Consider the following 14,804-nt stretch of genomic DNA (forward strand, 5'->3'; position numbering starts at 1 on the left):
ATTTCTTCAGAACGAAAGTCGCCGTCGCCAGCAGCGCCGCCGCCCTCGTTCAGTGAGCGGACTTATAAGAGATCACCCTCAAACAAGTCAACACAGCAATATCAAAAAAAACAAGAAATGTGATATGTACCTGATTGTAAAAGGGAATTTCGTTTTCATGAGCTTATCGGCATAAAAAGACGCAACCACACTCCTGGTTTTGCACAGGAGAACAGGCCGCCGGGCGTCAAGGCAGGGCTCGCGCCTTCTTTTAGCCCCCTTCCTCGCTAATTGCTTCGTCAACGAAGCGTTAATACGAGACATGCCTGCGCGTGTCCTTATATGGGCTGCTGCGACATGTCCCGCTGGTGCGTCGACCGATTTGACTCCCAGCTTTGAAAGTTGCACACCTTCGCCTGAAGTTTCTGGAGAGCGCATGACCGACGGGGCACAGCTGGTATGACTGCGGATCGCAATGTGATCCGGTCGCTAGGCACGGAACCGCCAATTCTGGCGGAAGGGCGCCGTGCACCCGATCGTCGCGAAATTTCGCTTCGATGGCTTTCCGGCACGTTTCTCACCGGCATTACCTCTTCCATATTGATGGGCGTGGCTCTTTTCGCGGCTCTTGACGGCCGCCAGCAGCTCGCCATTCCCGCCGAAGCCTTCGCAAAGGCGGATATGGGCAACAACGCCACGGAAGCCGCACGTCGCGGAACGCGCCTCGTCGCACCGAATATCGCGGCCCGGCCCTCCGACCGGTCGATCATGGAAGTTTCCACCGTCATCAATGAAGGCGACAAGGAAGTGGTCCGCAAGGTCCCCTTCTCCCATGTCAAGATTCCGCTGGCGTCAAATTACGCCAAGCAGGATGACTATCCCGCCTTCGATCCCCTGAATATTTTTGCCAGCAACGAGGACAAGGACGCATCGGCACCCGCGCCTAGCCGGACGGGAACGATCTATGGTTCCGAAGTTGAATCCGAAGTCAGCCTGAAGACTGTCGCTTTTCCCGTCCAGCACTCCAAATATGCCTTCGCCGGCTCATTGAGCTTCGACGAGGTCGAGGAGGCGGTGCGCTCGAACGGTTCGATCCTGACGGATGGCAACGAGCAGCTGGCCGCGCTCTATTACATCGACCCACGCCGTTTCGATAATGATGACGGCGATGTCGACATTACCGCTGGCCTTGCCGCCCGTGTCGTCGAACAGAACATGTCGGTCTCGACCCCACAGTCCGCCTCGGTGCCTGTCAAGGAATATGCCGACGACGTGATCCCTGCCCGCCAGACAGAGACCATCGAAGCCGCCCTCTTCGGCGCCGGCTATTCGAAGGCGCAGTCGTCGGAAATCGCCGGGCTGCTATCGCCGCAAATCCAGTCGAACAATGTCGAAAGCGGCGATGTGCTGCGCGTCGGCATTATTCAGGAAGACGAGAAAAGCGACATCGTGCGCGTGAGCCTTTACCGCAAGGGCCGGCACATGGTCACCATGGCCATCGATGACAGCAAGCGCTTCATCAAGGCCAGCGAACCGCCGAAGCTCGATGCCGTGGCGACCGCCTTCGACAGCACCCCGGCGCCTGCCGCCGGACGCGATCTGCCGAGCGTTTATGACGGGGTCTACCGTGCGGCTCTGGCTTACGGCATGAACCAGGGCATGGTTTCCCAGCTCATCAAGCTTCTGGCCAGCAGCGTCGATTTTCAGGCGCAGCTCAAGCCGGCGGATACGCTGGAAGCCTTCTTCTCCGTGGAAGATGCGGATGGCAAGGCGACAGACAAGTCGGAACTGCTCTACGTCAACGCCAAATTCGGCGACAACGAGACACGTTTTTACCGGTTCCAGAACCCGGACGACAACAGCATCGATTACTTCGATGAAAACGGCAAAAGCATCCGGCAGTTCCTGTTGCGCAACCCGGTTCCGAACGGCCGCATGACATCCGGTTTCGGCATGCGCCGTCACCCGGTTTTGAAATTCAGCCGCATGCATACCGGCACCGACTGGGCCGCCGCCCGCGGCACGCCCATCATCGCGACGGGCAACGGCACTGTCGAAAAGGCCGGATGGGCCTCCGGTTACGGCAACCAGACGCTGATCCGCCATGCCAATGGCTATGTCTCTTCCTATAACCACCAGAGCGCCATCGCCAAGGGTGTCACCGAAGGTGCAAAGGTCCGGCAGGGCCAGGTCATCGGTTACGTGGGATCGACCGGCCTTTCGACCGGCGCGCATCTGCATTACGAGCTGATCGTCAACGGCACCAAGGTGGACGCGATGAAGGTGCGCCTGCCGGGCGGCAAGTCGCTTTCCGGCGAGGCGCTGGCGCGTTTCTCCGATGAGAGAAAGCGCATCGACAATCTGCTGAATATTGACGAAAAGCCCAATCAGGTGGCGAGCCGCTGATCTGCGGGAAGACCCGAACGACAATCCCGGTCATATGAAAAGGGCCCGGTCATGTGAAAAAGACCCGGTCACGTGAAAAGGGCTCCGTTTCCGGAGCCCTTTTATTTTATGCGGCATCGGCCGTTTCAGCTTCGGCCTCACCCTTGGCGGGCTTGACCTTGAACAGCAGCCGGTCCGTGCCCGAGGTCACCTTGACCCGCGATCCATCCGGGACTTCGCCGCCGAGTATCATTTCGGCAAGCCTGTCCTGAACTGCCTTCTGGATCACCCGCTTCAGCGGACGCGCGCCGTAAGCCGGATCGTAACCCTTATTGGCAAGCCAGTTGCGGGCATCCTCATCCAGTTCGAGCGAAATCTTGCGATCGCCGAGCAGCGAGATGAGGCGCTTCAGCTGGATTTCGACAATTGCACCCATTTCGTCGCGCCGCAGGCGGTGGAAGAGGATGATATCGTCGATACGGTTGAGGAATTCCGGCCGGAAATGCGACCGGACCCGCTCCATAACCAGATCGCGAACCGAATCCACATCGTCATTGTCGCCCATCTGCGTCATGAATTCCGAACCGAGGTTCGAGGTCATGATGATGATGGTGTTCTTGAAATCGACGGTGCGGCCCTGGCCATCCGTGAGGCGGCCATCGTCCAGCACCTGCAAGAGGACGTTGAACACGTCCGGATGCGCTTTCTCGATCTCGTCGAACAGCACGACCTGATAGGGCCGGCGGCGAACCGCTTCGGTCAGGGCGCCGCCCTCTTCGTAACCGACATAGCCGGGAGGCGCACCGATCAGCCGGGCAACGGAGTGTTTCTCCATATATTCCGACATGTCGAGGCGAACCATCGCGGTTTCGTCGTCGAACAGGAAGCGAGCGAGCGACTTGGTCAGCTCGGTCTTGCCCACGCCCGTCGGGCCGAGGAAGATGAACGAACCGATCGGCCGGTTGGGGTCCTGAAGGCCGGCGCGCGAGCGGCGAACCGCCTTGGAAACCGCCTGAACGGCCTCGCCTTGCCCGACAACGGACTTGGCAAGCTCGTCTTCCATGCGCAGCAGCTTTTCGCGCTGGCCTTCCAGCATCTTGTCGACAGGAATACCGGTCCAGCGGGAAACGACATGGGCGATATTGTCCGCCGTCACCACTTCCTGAACCATCGAGCCGGCGCCGCTGCTATCGCGGGCTTCCGCCGCAGCCAGTTCCTTTTCGAGACCCGGAATGATGCCATAGGTCAGCTCGCCGGCGCGCTGAAACTGGCCGTTGCGCTGGGCAATCGCCAATTCGTTGCGGGCTTCGTCCAGCCGCTTCTTGAGGTCTGCGGCATGGCCGAGCTTCTGCTTTTCCGCCTGCCAGCGGGCCGTCAGCGCATCCGCCTTTTCTTCCGTATCGGCCAACTCGTCCTCGAGCTTCTTGAGGCGGTCGGCGGACGACTGGTCCGTTTCCTGCTTCAGGGCTTCGCGCTCGATCTTGAGCTGAATGATGCGGCGATCCAGTTCGTCCAGTTCCTCCGGCTTGGAATCCACCTGCATGCGAAGACGCGAAGCGGCTTCGTCCATCAGGTCGATTGCCTTGTCGGGCAGGAAGCGGTCAGTGATATAACGGTTGGAAAGCGTTGCAGCCGCAACCAGGGCCGAATCCGAGATGCGGACCTTGTGATGCTGTTCGTATTTTTCCTTCAGGCCGCGCAGGATCGAGATCGTGTCTTCCACGGTCGGCTCATCCACAAGAACGGGCTGGAAACGGCGGGCAAGGGCCGGGTCCTTTTCCACATGCTTGCGGTACTCATCGAGCGTGGTGGCGCCGACGCAGTGCAACTCCCCACGGGCAAGCGCGGGCTTCAGGAGGTTGGACGCATCCATCGCACCATCGGCCTTGCCAGCGCCGACCAGCGTGTGCATCTCATCGATGAACAGGATGATGCCGCCATTTTCGGCCTGCACTTCATTGAGCACAGCCTTCAGACGTTCTTCGAACTCACCGCGATATTTCGCACCGGCGATCAGCGCGCCCATATCGAGCGCCATCAGCTTCTTGTCCTTCAGACTTTCCGGCACGTCGCCATTGACGATGCGCAACGCAAGGCCTTCGGCAATCGCCGTTTTACCGACGCCGGGTTCACCGATCAGCACGGGATTGTTCTTGGTGCGGCGTGACAGCACCTGGATGGTGCGGCGGATTTCGTCGTCGCGGCCGATCACCGGGTCGAGCTTGCCTTCACGAGCCTCTTCCGTCAGGTCGCGCGCGAATTTCTTCAGCGCATCGAAGCCCTGTTCGGCATTGGCGCTATCGGCGGTGCGGCCCTTGCGGATATCGTTGATGACCTGATTGAGCGCCTGCGCCGTTGCGCCGGCCTTCTTCAGGGAAGCCGAGGTGGTGGCGGAGCTTTCAATCGCAAGCGCCTGAAGCAGACGCTCGACAGTGACGAAACTGTCGCCGGCCTTCTTGGCGAGATCTTCCGCGGTCGAGAACACTTTGGCGAGCGGCGCGGTGAGCGAAAGGCCGCCATTGCCGCCGGAAACCTTGGGCAACTTGGCAAGCGCCGCATCATTGGCAAGACGCGCTTCCTTGGCGTTGCCGCCGGCGCGCTCGATCAGCGATGCCGCCATGCCCTGCTCGTCATCGAGCAGAACTTTCAGAACGTGTTCGGGCGAAAACTGCTGATGGTTTTCGGCCAGCGCAAAGGTCTGTGCCGATTGCAGAAAACCGCGAACGCGTTCGGAGTATTTTTCAATATTCATAGTCGAACCTCCATTGACCGGCCCGCCCGCTTTCGGCACGGCTCCGGGTGTTAGGGTTGAGGCTCCCTCAAAAGGCAAGCCCCGCTACGACAGCCGTGTTTATAGGATTTCACGATCGCCGCCTCTTGATGGTCGGTTGCCGGCGAATGCGGCTTCCGTCCGTCCTGCACGAATATGGGAGGCATTTTCATCGGTTTAAAGGGAGAAAAACCCATCATCCGGGAAATTTTCACATGATTTGACAGGCATCAATTCGCCACATGAAACCACGCCGATTGCTGGCGGAATGTTCATCACCAATCGCCAAAAACAAAAAACTCCGGCAAGCCGGAGTTTTTCGATTGCAGAGTAATTTGCAGAAGCTGCTTATTCGGCAGCGTTCTCCAGCGTGGCGGGTGCCGCCTCTTCACCGGCCGGCGCATCTTCGCCTTCGGCGCCTTCCGCAGCGGCGGTGCGGCGCGGGCGGCGCTGGCGCGGTCCGGTTGCACGGCGTGCCTTCGGTGCGCGTTCGCCCGCCGGAGCTTCCGCCTGCTGCTGCTCTTCTTCGACGGCCACTTCCATGGGCGTGCCTTCGATGACGGGCTGCGGCGCCTGACTGGCGTCGTATACCGGGGGCTGCTGTTCGGCGGCGACCTGCGGCTGGCGCGGCTGACGCTCCTGCCGCTCGCGGCGGTCCGGGCGCTCACGACGCTCCTGGCGCTGTTCGTTCCGCTCAGTACGCTCCTGACGTTCCGGCTGCTGCGCGCGCTCGGCCTGTTCGGCCTGCTGCTGCGGTGCAATGACGCCTTCATCGCCGTCGTTCACATCCATATCGTCGCCGTCGGCAGCATTGTACTCGCCGCGGTCGTCGCGCTGGAAGCGTTCCTGCATCTGGGCCTGAGCCGAAGCGATGATGCGGTTATAGTGTTCAGCGTGCTGCAGATAGTTCTCAGCGATCACGCGGTCGCCGGAACTCTGCGCGTCGCGCGCCAGAGCCGCGTATTTTTCCGCTATGTGCTGGGCTGTGCCACGGATTTTAACATCGGGGCCGGAACTGTCATAAGTCCTGGTGAGCGGGTTGCCGCCCTTGCGGTTGAAGTTGTTGTTACCGCCACCATTGTTATTGTTGTTGTTTCCACGCCCCCGGCCGCGCTTGTTTTGCTGTCCTGGCCTCATCAATTGCTCACCTGAATTCTGTTTTGCTGACAATCTGGTTGTTTTCATGCAATTCCGGGCGGAAAACCGCTGGAAATTTTTCCTGAAATTGCTCCATCACGCGCCTTGCCGAAGATAACCCCAGGGCAAGACCTCGCGTATGACGACCGGCTGCGCAAATGCTGCACCGAGCCGCCTGCGAACAAAGTTTACTGATTCACATGCCGGAAACGCCCAGCCTTTCAGGGCTCTTTAAAGAACCCGCTTCGGGACTGACCCATACCCTGACGAATCTGTGTTCGTCCTCAGCCACCCGGCATGTGGCCGCAAACTATCCCGCTTCCTGCGGAAATCCAAGCCTTTTCTTTTGCTGTGCAAAATATCCTTGCAAAAAATCCGAAGACATATCGCGAACAACTATCTCCGGAAGGTCAAAACTCTGTCGTTACCGCCATAATCCTTCACGGCGTCCAGAAGAGAGAAGCCGTGGGAAGCAAATATAGCGGAAACATCAAGCCTTTGATCGAAACCGATCTCCACACCGACAATCCCGTTTTCCACAAGAAAGCGGCCTGCATCGGCAGCGATGAGGCGGTACGGTGCAAGGCCGTCCTGACCTCCATCCAGCGCCGCCATCGGGTCGTGGTTACGAACCTCCTGGTCAAGCGTTGCGACGATATCAGTCCTTATATAAGGCGGATTCGACACAATTATGTCAAAGCGGCCGGAGATTTTTTCAAACCAGTCGCTGCGTATGGCCTCGAAGCGCCCGCCGAGATCGTTTCGGGCCGCATTCCGGACCGCCGTTTCGAGCGCATCGGCGGAAATATCGCTGCCGATACCGGTTGCTTCGGGGCACTCCTTCAACAGCGCCAGACAGATCGCGCCGGTCCCGGTGCCCATATCCAGAATGCGGGCGCTGCCCTTGGCGGAAACGGCTTTTTTCAGCGCCGGCAACAGGGTATCGACAAGAACTTCCGTATCCGGCCGGGGCTCGAGCGTCTCCTTAGACAAAAGAAGGTCGAGGCCATGAAATTCCCGGTGGCCGAGAATGCGGTGCACAGGCTCGCCATTCGCCCGCCTTTCGATCATGGCCGCGATACGGGCCCTTTCTTTCGGCGTAACGGCACGATCAGGTTTCATCACGAAATCGGTCAATGAAAAACCGACAACCTCCGCAATCAAAAGCCGCGCATCGAGAAGCGGATCGGCGATCCCCGCCGTCTGCAGCCTTTTGCGGGCTGCGGCAAGCGCACTCGCAACACTCGCTTCAGCGGCCGTGCTCAAAGCTGTTCGCCGAGCTGTGCAAGCTGTCCGGCCTGATAATCGGCGATCAGCGCATCCACCAGCTCATCGATCTCGCCTTCGATCATCCGGTCCAGCTTGTAGAGCGTGAGGTTGATGCGGTGATCGGTAACGCGGCCCTGCGGGAAGTTATAGGTGCGGATGCGCTCGGAACGGTCGCCGGAACCAACCTGGCTCTTGCGGTCGGCCGAACGTTCGCTCTCCACCTTCTGGCGCTCGATGTCGTAGAGACGCGAGCGCAGGACCTGCATGGCCTTGGCGCGGTTCTGATGCTGCGATTTCTCCGAGCTGGTAACGATCAGGCCCGTCGGCAGATGGGTGATGCGAACGGCGGAGTCGGTGGTGTTGACGTGCTGGCCGCCGGCACCCGAAGCACGCATCGTATCGATGCGAATGTCTTCCGGGCGGATTTCGATATCGATATCTTCCGCTTCCGGCAGGACCGCAACGGTGGCAGCAGACGTATGGATGCGGCCGCTCGCTTCCGTTTCCGGCACGCGCTGCACCCGGTGCACGCCGGATTCGAATTTCAGCTTGGAGAACACCCCTCGCCCGCTGATCGTCGCGATGATTTCCTTGTAACCGCCCGCTTCGCCCTCGCTTGCGGAAAGCACTTCCACCTTCCAGCCCTTGGTCGAGGCGAAGCGCTCATACATGCGGAACAGATCGCCGGCGAAAAGGGCTGCCTCGGAGCCGCCGGTGCCCGCCCGAATTTCGAGAATCGCGCTTTTTTCGTCCGCCGCATCCTTCGGCAGCAGCAGAACCTGCATGTCCTTTTCAAGCTCACCGATGCGGACCTCGACATCCGGCAGCTCCATTTCCGCCAGATCGCGCATATCCTTGTCGGTCGACTTGTCGGCCAGCAGCGCCTCCAGATCGGCGGCTTCGGAAACCGCCTTCTCGTAGTCGCGGATTTTCTTCACCACCGGCTCGAGTTCGGAATATTCCGAAGCCAGTTTCACATAGACATCCGCAGCAGGCCCGGCCGACATACGCGCTTCGATCTCACCGAAACGCCTTTCCAACTCGCGCATTTTTTCGACGGGAAGCTTCGCCACCAGTCACTCCAATAATGAAACAGGTCTTTTAGAGGGTTTCCGCTTTTCTTCGAAACGCGAAAACGCTTTAACCTTTTGCTTTAACGCATTTCCGGACGGAAAACCGGGATCCACTTTTCCTGGAAATGCTCTAAATGGGAATGGAATGCGTCGCGGCAAAGCGTAACAACACCTCGCGCGCGCTTTCCAGCGAATTATGGTCGTCCAGCGCCGCGTTCAGCTCTTCGGCGAGGCGCGCGGCATCGAGCCCGAGCAGCATGGCCTTGACCGGACCGATGGCCGTCGGCGACATGGAAACAGAACGGAAACCGAGGCCGATCAAGGCCATGGCCGAAAGCGGCTTGCCCGCCATTTCGCCGCACAGCGTGACCGATGTGTGGTGCCTTTCGCCAGCGCGGACGATATCGCGCAGAATGCGCAGAAACGGCTTGCCGAGATTGTCGAAACGATCCGAAACACGCGCATTGCCGCGATCGACCGCCATCGAGAACTGGAACAGGTCGTTCGAACCGACGGACACGAAATCCACCTCCTGCATCAGCTCATCGAGCTGCCACATCAGCGATGGCACTTCCAGCATGGCGCCGAATTGCAGCTTTTTCGGCAACGCATGGCTGAATTTCGAAAGATGCTGCACTTCCTTCTGCAAAAGGTCGCGAGCGGCGCGGATTTCCGACACTTCCGTCACCATCGGCAGCATCATGCGCAGTTCGGCACCCGAGGCGGCGCGCAGAAGCGCGCGCATCTGCGTTCGCATCAGGCCCGGCCGGTCCAGCGACAGGCGGATCGCCCGCCAGCCCAGCGCCGGATTTTCCTCTTCCTGGCCGCGCATATAAGAAACGACCTTGTCGCCGCCGATATCGAGCGTGCGGAAGGTGACGCTCTTACCCTTCGCCTGCCGCAGGACGGAGCGATAGAACGCCTCCTGCTCCTCGCCCTTCGGCATGTTGGAGGCGATCATGAATTGCAGCTCGGTGCGGAACAGGCCAATGCCGTCGGCGCCGGATTCGTCAAGCTGCGGCAGGTCCACCAGAAGGCCCGCATTCATCTTCAGATTGACCTTCTGGCCATCCTTGGTGATCGGCTCGACATTGCGCAGCGCCCGGAACTGCTCCTGCCGCCGGGCCCGCAGGCGCACCTTTTCTTCATAAGCACGCTGCAAATCCGACATCGGGCGCAGATGCACCTGGCCGTCATCGCCATCGATAATGATGGGATCGTTGTTTTCCGCCAGAGCGACGATACCGGTCGCCTGTCCGATGATCGGAATGCCCATGGCACGGGCCACAATGACGACATGGCTCGTCACCGCGCCATCTTCCAGCACCAGACCACGCAGTTTTTCACGCGGGTAATCCAGCAGTTCGGCAGCACCCATGGCGCGCGCCAGAACGATGGCGTCGAGCGGGAAATCCTGCTCCGGCCCACGACCGCCAAAACCGATCAACTGCCGCAGCAGCCGGTTGGCGAGATCGTCGAAATCATGCATGCGCTCGCGCAGATAGGGATCGGTCAGGCGCATCATGCGCGCCTTGGTGTCGCTCTGCACCTTCTCGACCGCCGCCTCCGCCGTCAGGCCGTTTCGGATCGCCTCTTCCATGCGCCGCACCCAGCCCTGGTCGTGAGCGAACATGCGGTAGGTTTCCAGAACCTCGCGGTGCTCACCCTCGGTCGGCACGTCGCGACGCTGCAGCATGTCGTCGATGGACAGACGCAGCGAGCCGATGGCATCGGCAAGACGCCGGATTTCCGTATCGGCATCTTCATTGAGCAGGTTGGTGACGACGATGCGCGGATCGTGCAGCACGACATGGCCAAGACCGATGCCTTCGCCATAGCCGTCGCCATCGATGGAGACGGCGCGCGTCAGATCCAGCTCCACCCCGGGGCGGGTGATCTTCTTCAACTCGCCGCTCGCCACTATTTCGGCAATGAGCATCGCGGTTGTCTCAAGCGCTTCCACTTCATCCTCCCGGTATGTTCGGCTGGCCTTGTTCTGGACCACAAGAACGCCAAGAGTGCGACCGGAACGCAAAATCGGCACGCCGAGGAAGGAATGATAAATTTCCTCACCGGTTTCAGGAAGATAGCGGAAAGCGGGATGCGCCTGCGCATCGGAAAGATTGAGAGGTTGGGCGGAAGCGGCGATGGTGCCGACAAGACCCTGCCCCATTTTCAGCTGGGCAAGATGCACGGCATCCTTGTTCAGACCTTCGGTCGCGTAAAGCTCGAGCACGCTGTCGGAGCGCAGCACATAGACCGAGCAAACCTCCGCCACCATGTTGCTGGCAATCTGACGGACGATCTGGTCCAGACGGTCCTGCGGTTCAAGGTGCTCCGCCATCATTTCGCGCAGCCGCTTGAGCAGGACGCGCGGACCTGCGGAAAGGTCTCTCATCGCGTTTGCTCCCCGACACTTCCGATCCGAATGTCATAATATTCGGGAATCAAAAGGTCATTTAAAAATTTATAGCGCGAGAAGCGCGTCCCGCAAGGGACACGCTTTCATGAAACGCCACATCGGAAGAACGCAACTCCGAAGAATCGGAGCATCGGGAACCGATGTCTCGGCTTAGCTCTTATCGAGACCGTAGGCGGAATGCAAAGTGCGAACCGCAAGTTCGGCATAGGCGCCGTCGATCAGGATCGAAATCTTGATCTCGGAGGTGGTGATCGCCTTGATGTTGATGTTCTTCTCGGCAAGCGCCTTAAACGCGCTGGCGGCAACGCCGGCGTGGCTGCGCATGCCGATACCGATGACCGAAACCTTGGCGAGACCGGTCTCGTTCTGCGCGACGTCGAAGCCGATCTGGGCCTTGTTGTCTTCCAGAAGCTTGATCGCCTTGGCAACGTCGCCCGAAGGAACGGTGAAGGTCATGTCGGTGCGCGAACCGTCTTCGGAGATGTTCTGCACGATCATGTCGACGTTGATATGCGCTTCGGCGAGCGGCCCGAAGATCGCGGCGGAAACGCCCGGACGGTCGGCCACGCGGCGCAGCGAGATCTGTGCTTCATCCTTGGCATAGGCGATGCCGGTTACGACTTCCTGTTCCACGATTTCATCCTCGTCACAAATCAAAGTACCGGGCGGGTTGATGAGGTCGCCCATGCCCGGCGCATCGGGATCCTCGAAACTGGAGCGAACGAAGGTGCGCACCTTGTGTACCATGGCAAGCTCGACCGAGCGAACCTGCAGAACCTTCGCGCCAAGAGACGCCATTTCGAGCATTTCCTCGAAGGCGATCTTCTTCATGCGGCGAGCCTTGGGCTCGATGCGCGGATCGGTCGTATAAACGCCGTCGACATCGGTATAGATGTCGCAACGATCCGCCTTGACGGCAGCGGCAATTGCAACGGCGGACGTATCCGAACCGCCGCGTCCGAGCGTCGCGATGCGATTGTCCGGGCCGATGCCCTGGAAACCGGCGACAACGGCAACCTGACCTTCACCCATGCGATGGATGATATCTGAACCGTCGATTTCAAGAATGCGGGCGGCGCCATGCGCATTGTCGGTGCGGATCGGGATCTGCCAGCCCTGCCAGGAGCGCGCATTGATGCCCATGGATTGCAGCGTGATCGCCAGAAGGCCTGACGTCACCTGCTCGCCGGATGCAACAACCGCGTCATATTCGCGCGCATCGAAAAAGGAGGCGGCATTGGCGCCGGCCACCTTCGCGGCGTTCTGCACCCAGTCCACCAGCTCATTGGTTTTGCCGGACATGGCGGAAACGACCACGGCCACTTCATGGCCGGCATCCACTTCGCGTTTCACATGCCGTGCGACATTGTGAATGCGTTCGAGGTTCGCGACGGACGTGCCGCCGAATTTCATGACAATGCGAGCCATAGCCTTGACCAGTACCATCCCATTTTCCCGCCGGCTCCTTCAGGAAGCGGACGGACAAGAACAAACCCAGTCGGCTCTTCCTGACAAAGAGCCTCAAGTTGCGGGTCTCTTAGCGAAAAGGCGGGGGGCACGCAATGCCGTTTATGAACCATGCGGTACGCCTTTTTCGCAGCATCGCTCCGGAACAATGGCGGGATGAAAACGTCGGCGGGATAAAGCACCCGCAAAAGAGCGTACCGCAGTGCACTGTACAAACCGGCCCATTCGCAGTATGAGCGCGGCAATGCAACCGGCCAGATGGCCGAAATGGCCTGTATCGGCTGCCCCGGAGACTTTAGGACCTATTGGTTTCGGGCGGATGCGGGCGGCTTCATATCCGAAAGACGGTAGATGACAGACACCCAGGGTATCGCCCCGGCGATCGCGCAGGCGTTGGAAAAACGCGGCTATAAAGATTTGACCCCCGTGCAGCAGGCCATGCTTGCACCCGAACTGGCCGACAAGGATGCGCTGGTTTCCGCACAGACCGGCTCCGGCAAGACGGTTGCCTTTGGCATCGCACTGGCGCCGACGCTTCTGCCGGAGAGCGGCCGCTTCGGTCAGGCTTCCGCACCCTTGGCGCTCGCCATCGCGCCGACCCGCGAACTGGCCATGCAGGTCAAGCGCGAGCTGGAGTGGCTCTATGAATTCGCCGGTGTCTCGATTGCCTCCTGCGTTGGCGGCATGGATGTGCGCAACGAGCGCCGGGCGCTCGAACGCGGCGCTCACATCGTCGTCGGCACGCCCGGGCGTCTTTGCGACCATATCAAGCGTGGCGCGCTCGATCTGTCGTCCATCCGCGCCGTGGTGCTGGATGAGGCCGACGAGATGCTCGATCTCGGTTTCCGTGAAGATCTGGAATTCATTCTGGAAGAATCGCCGGAAACCCGCCGCACGCTGATGTTCTCGGCCACCGTTCCGCGCAGCATCGCCAAGCTTGCGGAAAGCTACCAGAAGAACGCCGTGCGCATCGCCACCGCTTCCGAACAGAAGCAGCACGTCGATATCGAATACCGCGCCATGCTGGTGACGCCGGCCGACCGCGAGAACGCCATCATCAATGCGCTGCGCTTTTATGAAGCCCGCAACGCCATCGTCTTCTGCTCCACCCGTGCGGCGGTGAACCATCTGACGGCGCGGCTCAACAATCGCGGCTTTGCCGTGGTGGCCCTTTCCGGCGAACTGACCCAGAACGAACGCACCCATGCGCTGCAGGCCATGCGCGACGGCCGCGCCCGCGTCTGTGTGGCAACCGACGTTGCCGCCCGTGGTATCGACCTGCCGGGTCTCGAACTCGTCATCCACGCCGACCTGCCGACCAATTCCGAAACGCTTCTGCATCGCTCCGGCCGCACCGGCCGCGCCGGTCAGAAGGGTGTTAGCGCCATCGTGGTGCCGATCAACCAGCGCCGCAAGGCGGAACGCCTGCTGGAAGGCGCCAAGGTCAGCCCGGCATGGGTTCGTCCGCCTTCCGCCGAAGAGATCGTTGAGCGCGACGGCGCCCGGCTTCTGGCCGACCCGTCGCTGACCGAGGCCGTGGCCGAGGACGAGCGCGATTTCGTCACCAGGCTGCTCGAACAGCACGGCGCTGAAAAGGTCGCCGCCGCTTTCGTGCGCCTGTACCACGCCGGACGTTCCGCGCCCGAAGACATCGCCGAAGTCTCGCTGGACAACAATCGCAAGCCGCGCCGCGACAGTTTCGAAACGGTCGAGAACAATGCGCCGCGCCGCGAACGCTCCGACTTCGCCGACAGCGCCTGGTTCTCGCTGTCCGTCGGCCGCAAGCAGAGCGCCGAACCGCGCTGGCTGATCCCCATGCTCTGCCGTTTCGGCAAGATCACCCGCCAGGATATCGGCGCGATCCGCATGCAGCAGACGGAAACCTTCGTGGAACTGGCGGCCGATGCTGTCGACCGTTTCACCTCCGCCATCGGCAAGGACATGACGCTCGAAAAGGGCATCCGTCTGAAGGCGCTGGAAGGCAAGCCGGAAATGACCGGCGGTTTCCGCGAAGACACGCGCCCGGCCAAGGCGCAGCGGAAATTCAGCAAATCGGACAATGCAAGCGGCCCCCGCGATGACCGCAAGGGCGACGATAAGCCCTGGAAAAAGAAGAAGCCCTTCGGCGACAAGCCGAAATACGAGGGCAAGAAGGACAAGCCCTTCGAAAAGCGTGGGCCGAAGCCGACGAAGGGCTGAGGGCCACTCGTCACAAGCCTCAGCAATCTCGGCTCACGTTCATCTGGGAGTTGAGACCGGCAGCAAGGTTTCGGCCGTCATGCCGGCCTTGAGCCGGCATCCA

General features: G+C 60.4%; 8 protein-coding genes. 2 read left to right on the forward strand and 6 right to left on the reverse strand.

Annotated features, from left to right (window positions below; genetic code table 11):
• Positions 1 to 438 precede the first annotated feature (438 nt).
• A complete protein-coding gene (locus PH605_RS18525) occupies positions 439 to 2,385 on the forward strand; it encodes a M23 family metallopeptidase (RefSeq protein WP_020811299.1) in 1,947 nt (648 codons plus the stop codon).
• Between the two features lie 106 nt (positions 2,386 to 2,491).
• Here the strand turns inward: PH605_RS18525 and clpB are convergent, their stop codons facing one another.
• The 6 genes from clpB to PH605_RS18555 form a co-directional block, all read right to left on the reverse strand.
• The gene (clpB, locus tag PH605_RS18530) at positions 2,492 to 5,116 is read right to left on the reverse strand and encodes an ATP-dependent chaperone ClpB (RefSeq protein ID WP_003522543.1); all 2,625 of its coding nucleotides are present in this window, start codon (positions 5,114 to 5,116) and stop codon (positions 2,492 to 2,494) included.
• Between the two features lie 366 nt (positions 5,117 to 5,482).
• Complete coding sequence (locus PH605_RS18535; RefSeq protein WP_078052666.1) at positions 5,483 to 6,271, reverse strand: DUF4167 domain-containing protein; 789 nt, start codon at positions 6,269 to 6,271, stop codon at positions 5,483 to 5,485.
• 396 nt (positions 6,272 to 6,667) lie between these two features.
• Positions 6,668 to 7,537 (reverse strand): peptide chain release factor N(5)-glutamine methyltransferase, encoded by an 870-nt coding sequence (gene prmC, locus PH605_RS18540; RefSeq protein WP_078052665.1) that lies wholly within the window; start codon positions 7,535 to 7,537, stop codon positions 6,668 to 6,670.
• Positions 7,534 to 8,613, reverse strand: a complete 1,080-nt coding sequence (gene prfA, locus PH605_RS18545) for a peptide chain release factor 1 (protein WP_065657303.1) — start codon at positions 8,611 to 8,613, stop codon at positions 7,534 to 7,536. Before prfA ends, prmC begins: the two co-directional genes overlap by 4 nt.
• A 130-nt stretch (positions 8,614 to 8,743) precedes the next feature.
• The gene (gene ptsP / locus PH605_RS18550; RefSeq protein ID WP_065657304.1) at positions 8,744 to 11,011 is read right to left on the reverse strand and encodes a phosphoenolpyruvate--protein phosphotransferase; all 2,268 of its coding nucleotides are present in this window, start codon (positions 11,009 to 11,011) and stop codon (positions 8,744 to 8,746) included.
• Positions 11,012 to 11,185: 174 nt separating this feature from the next.
• Positions 11,186 to 12,463 (reverse strand): aspartate kinase, encoded by a 1,278-nt coding sequence (locus tag PH605_RS18555; protein ID WP_003522538.1) that lies wholly within the window; start codon positions 12,461 to 12,463, stop codon positions 11,186 to 11,188.
• 390 nt (positions 12,464 to 12,853) lie between these two features.
• Here PH605_RS18555 and PH605_RS18560 point away from each other — a divergent pair, with 390 nt between their 5' ends.
• Positions 12,854 to 14,701, forward strand: coding sequence for a DEAD/DEAH box helicase (locus PH605_RS18560; protein WP_065657305.1), 1,848 nt, complete (start codon positions 12,854 to 12,856; stop codon positions 14,699 to 14,701).
• The last annotated feature ends 103 nt before the right edge of the window (positions 14,702 to 14,804 follow it).

The sequence above is a fragment of the Agrobacterium sp. CFBP 3001 genome (assembly GCF_027871605.1).
Lineage (GTDB): Bacteria > Pseudomonadota > Alphaproteobacteria > Rhizobiales > Rhizobiaceae > Agrobacterium > Agrobacterium leguminum.

Excerpts from the sequence above, each read along its gene's own strand:
- PH605_RS18525 (WP_020811299.1), top strand. The coding sequence starts at position 439 with ATGACTGCGGATCGCAATGTGATCCGGTCGCTAGGCACGGAACCGCCA.
- clpB (WP_003522543.1), bottom strand. The coding sequence starts at position 5,116 with ATGAATATTGAAAAATACTCCGAACGCGTTCGCGGTTTTCTGCAATCG.
- PH605_RS18535 (WP_078052666.1), bottom strand. The coding sequence starts at position 6,271 with ATGAGGCCAGGACAGCAAAACAAGCGCGGCCGGGGGCGTGGAAACAAC.
- ptsP (WP_065657304.1), bottom strand. The coding sequence starts at position 11,011 with ATGAGAGACCTTTCCGCAGGTCCGCGCGTCCTGCTCAAGCGGCTGCGC.
- PH605_RS18555 (WP_003522538.1), bottom strand. The coding sequence starts at position 12,463 with ATGGCTCGCATTGTCATGAAATTCGGCGGCACGTCCGTCGCGAACCTC.
- PH605_RS18560 (WP_065657305.1), top strand. The coding sequence starts at position 12,854 with ATGACAGACACCCAGGGTATCGCCCCGGCGATCGCGCAGGCGTTGGAA.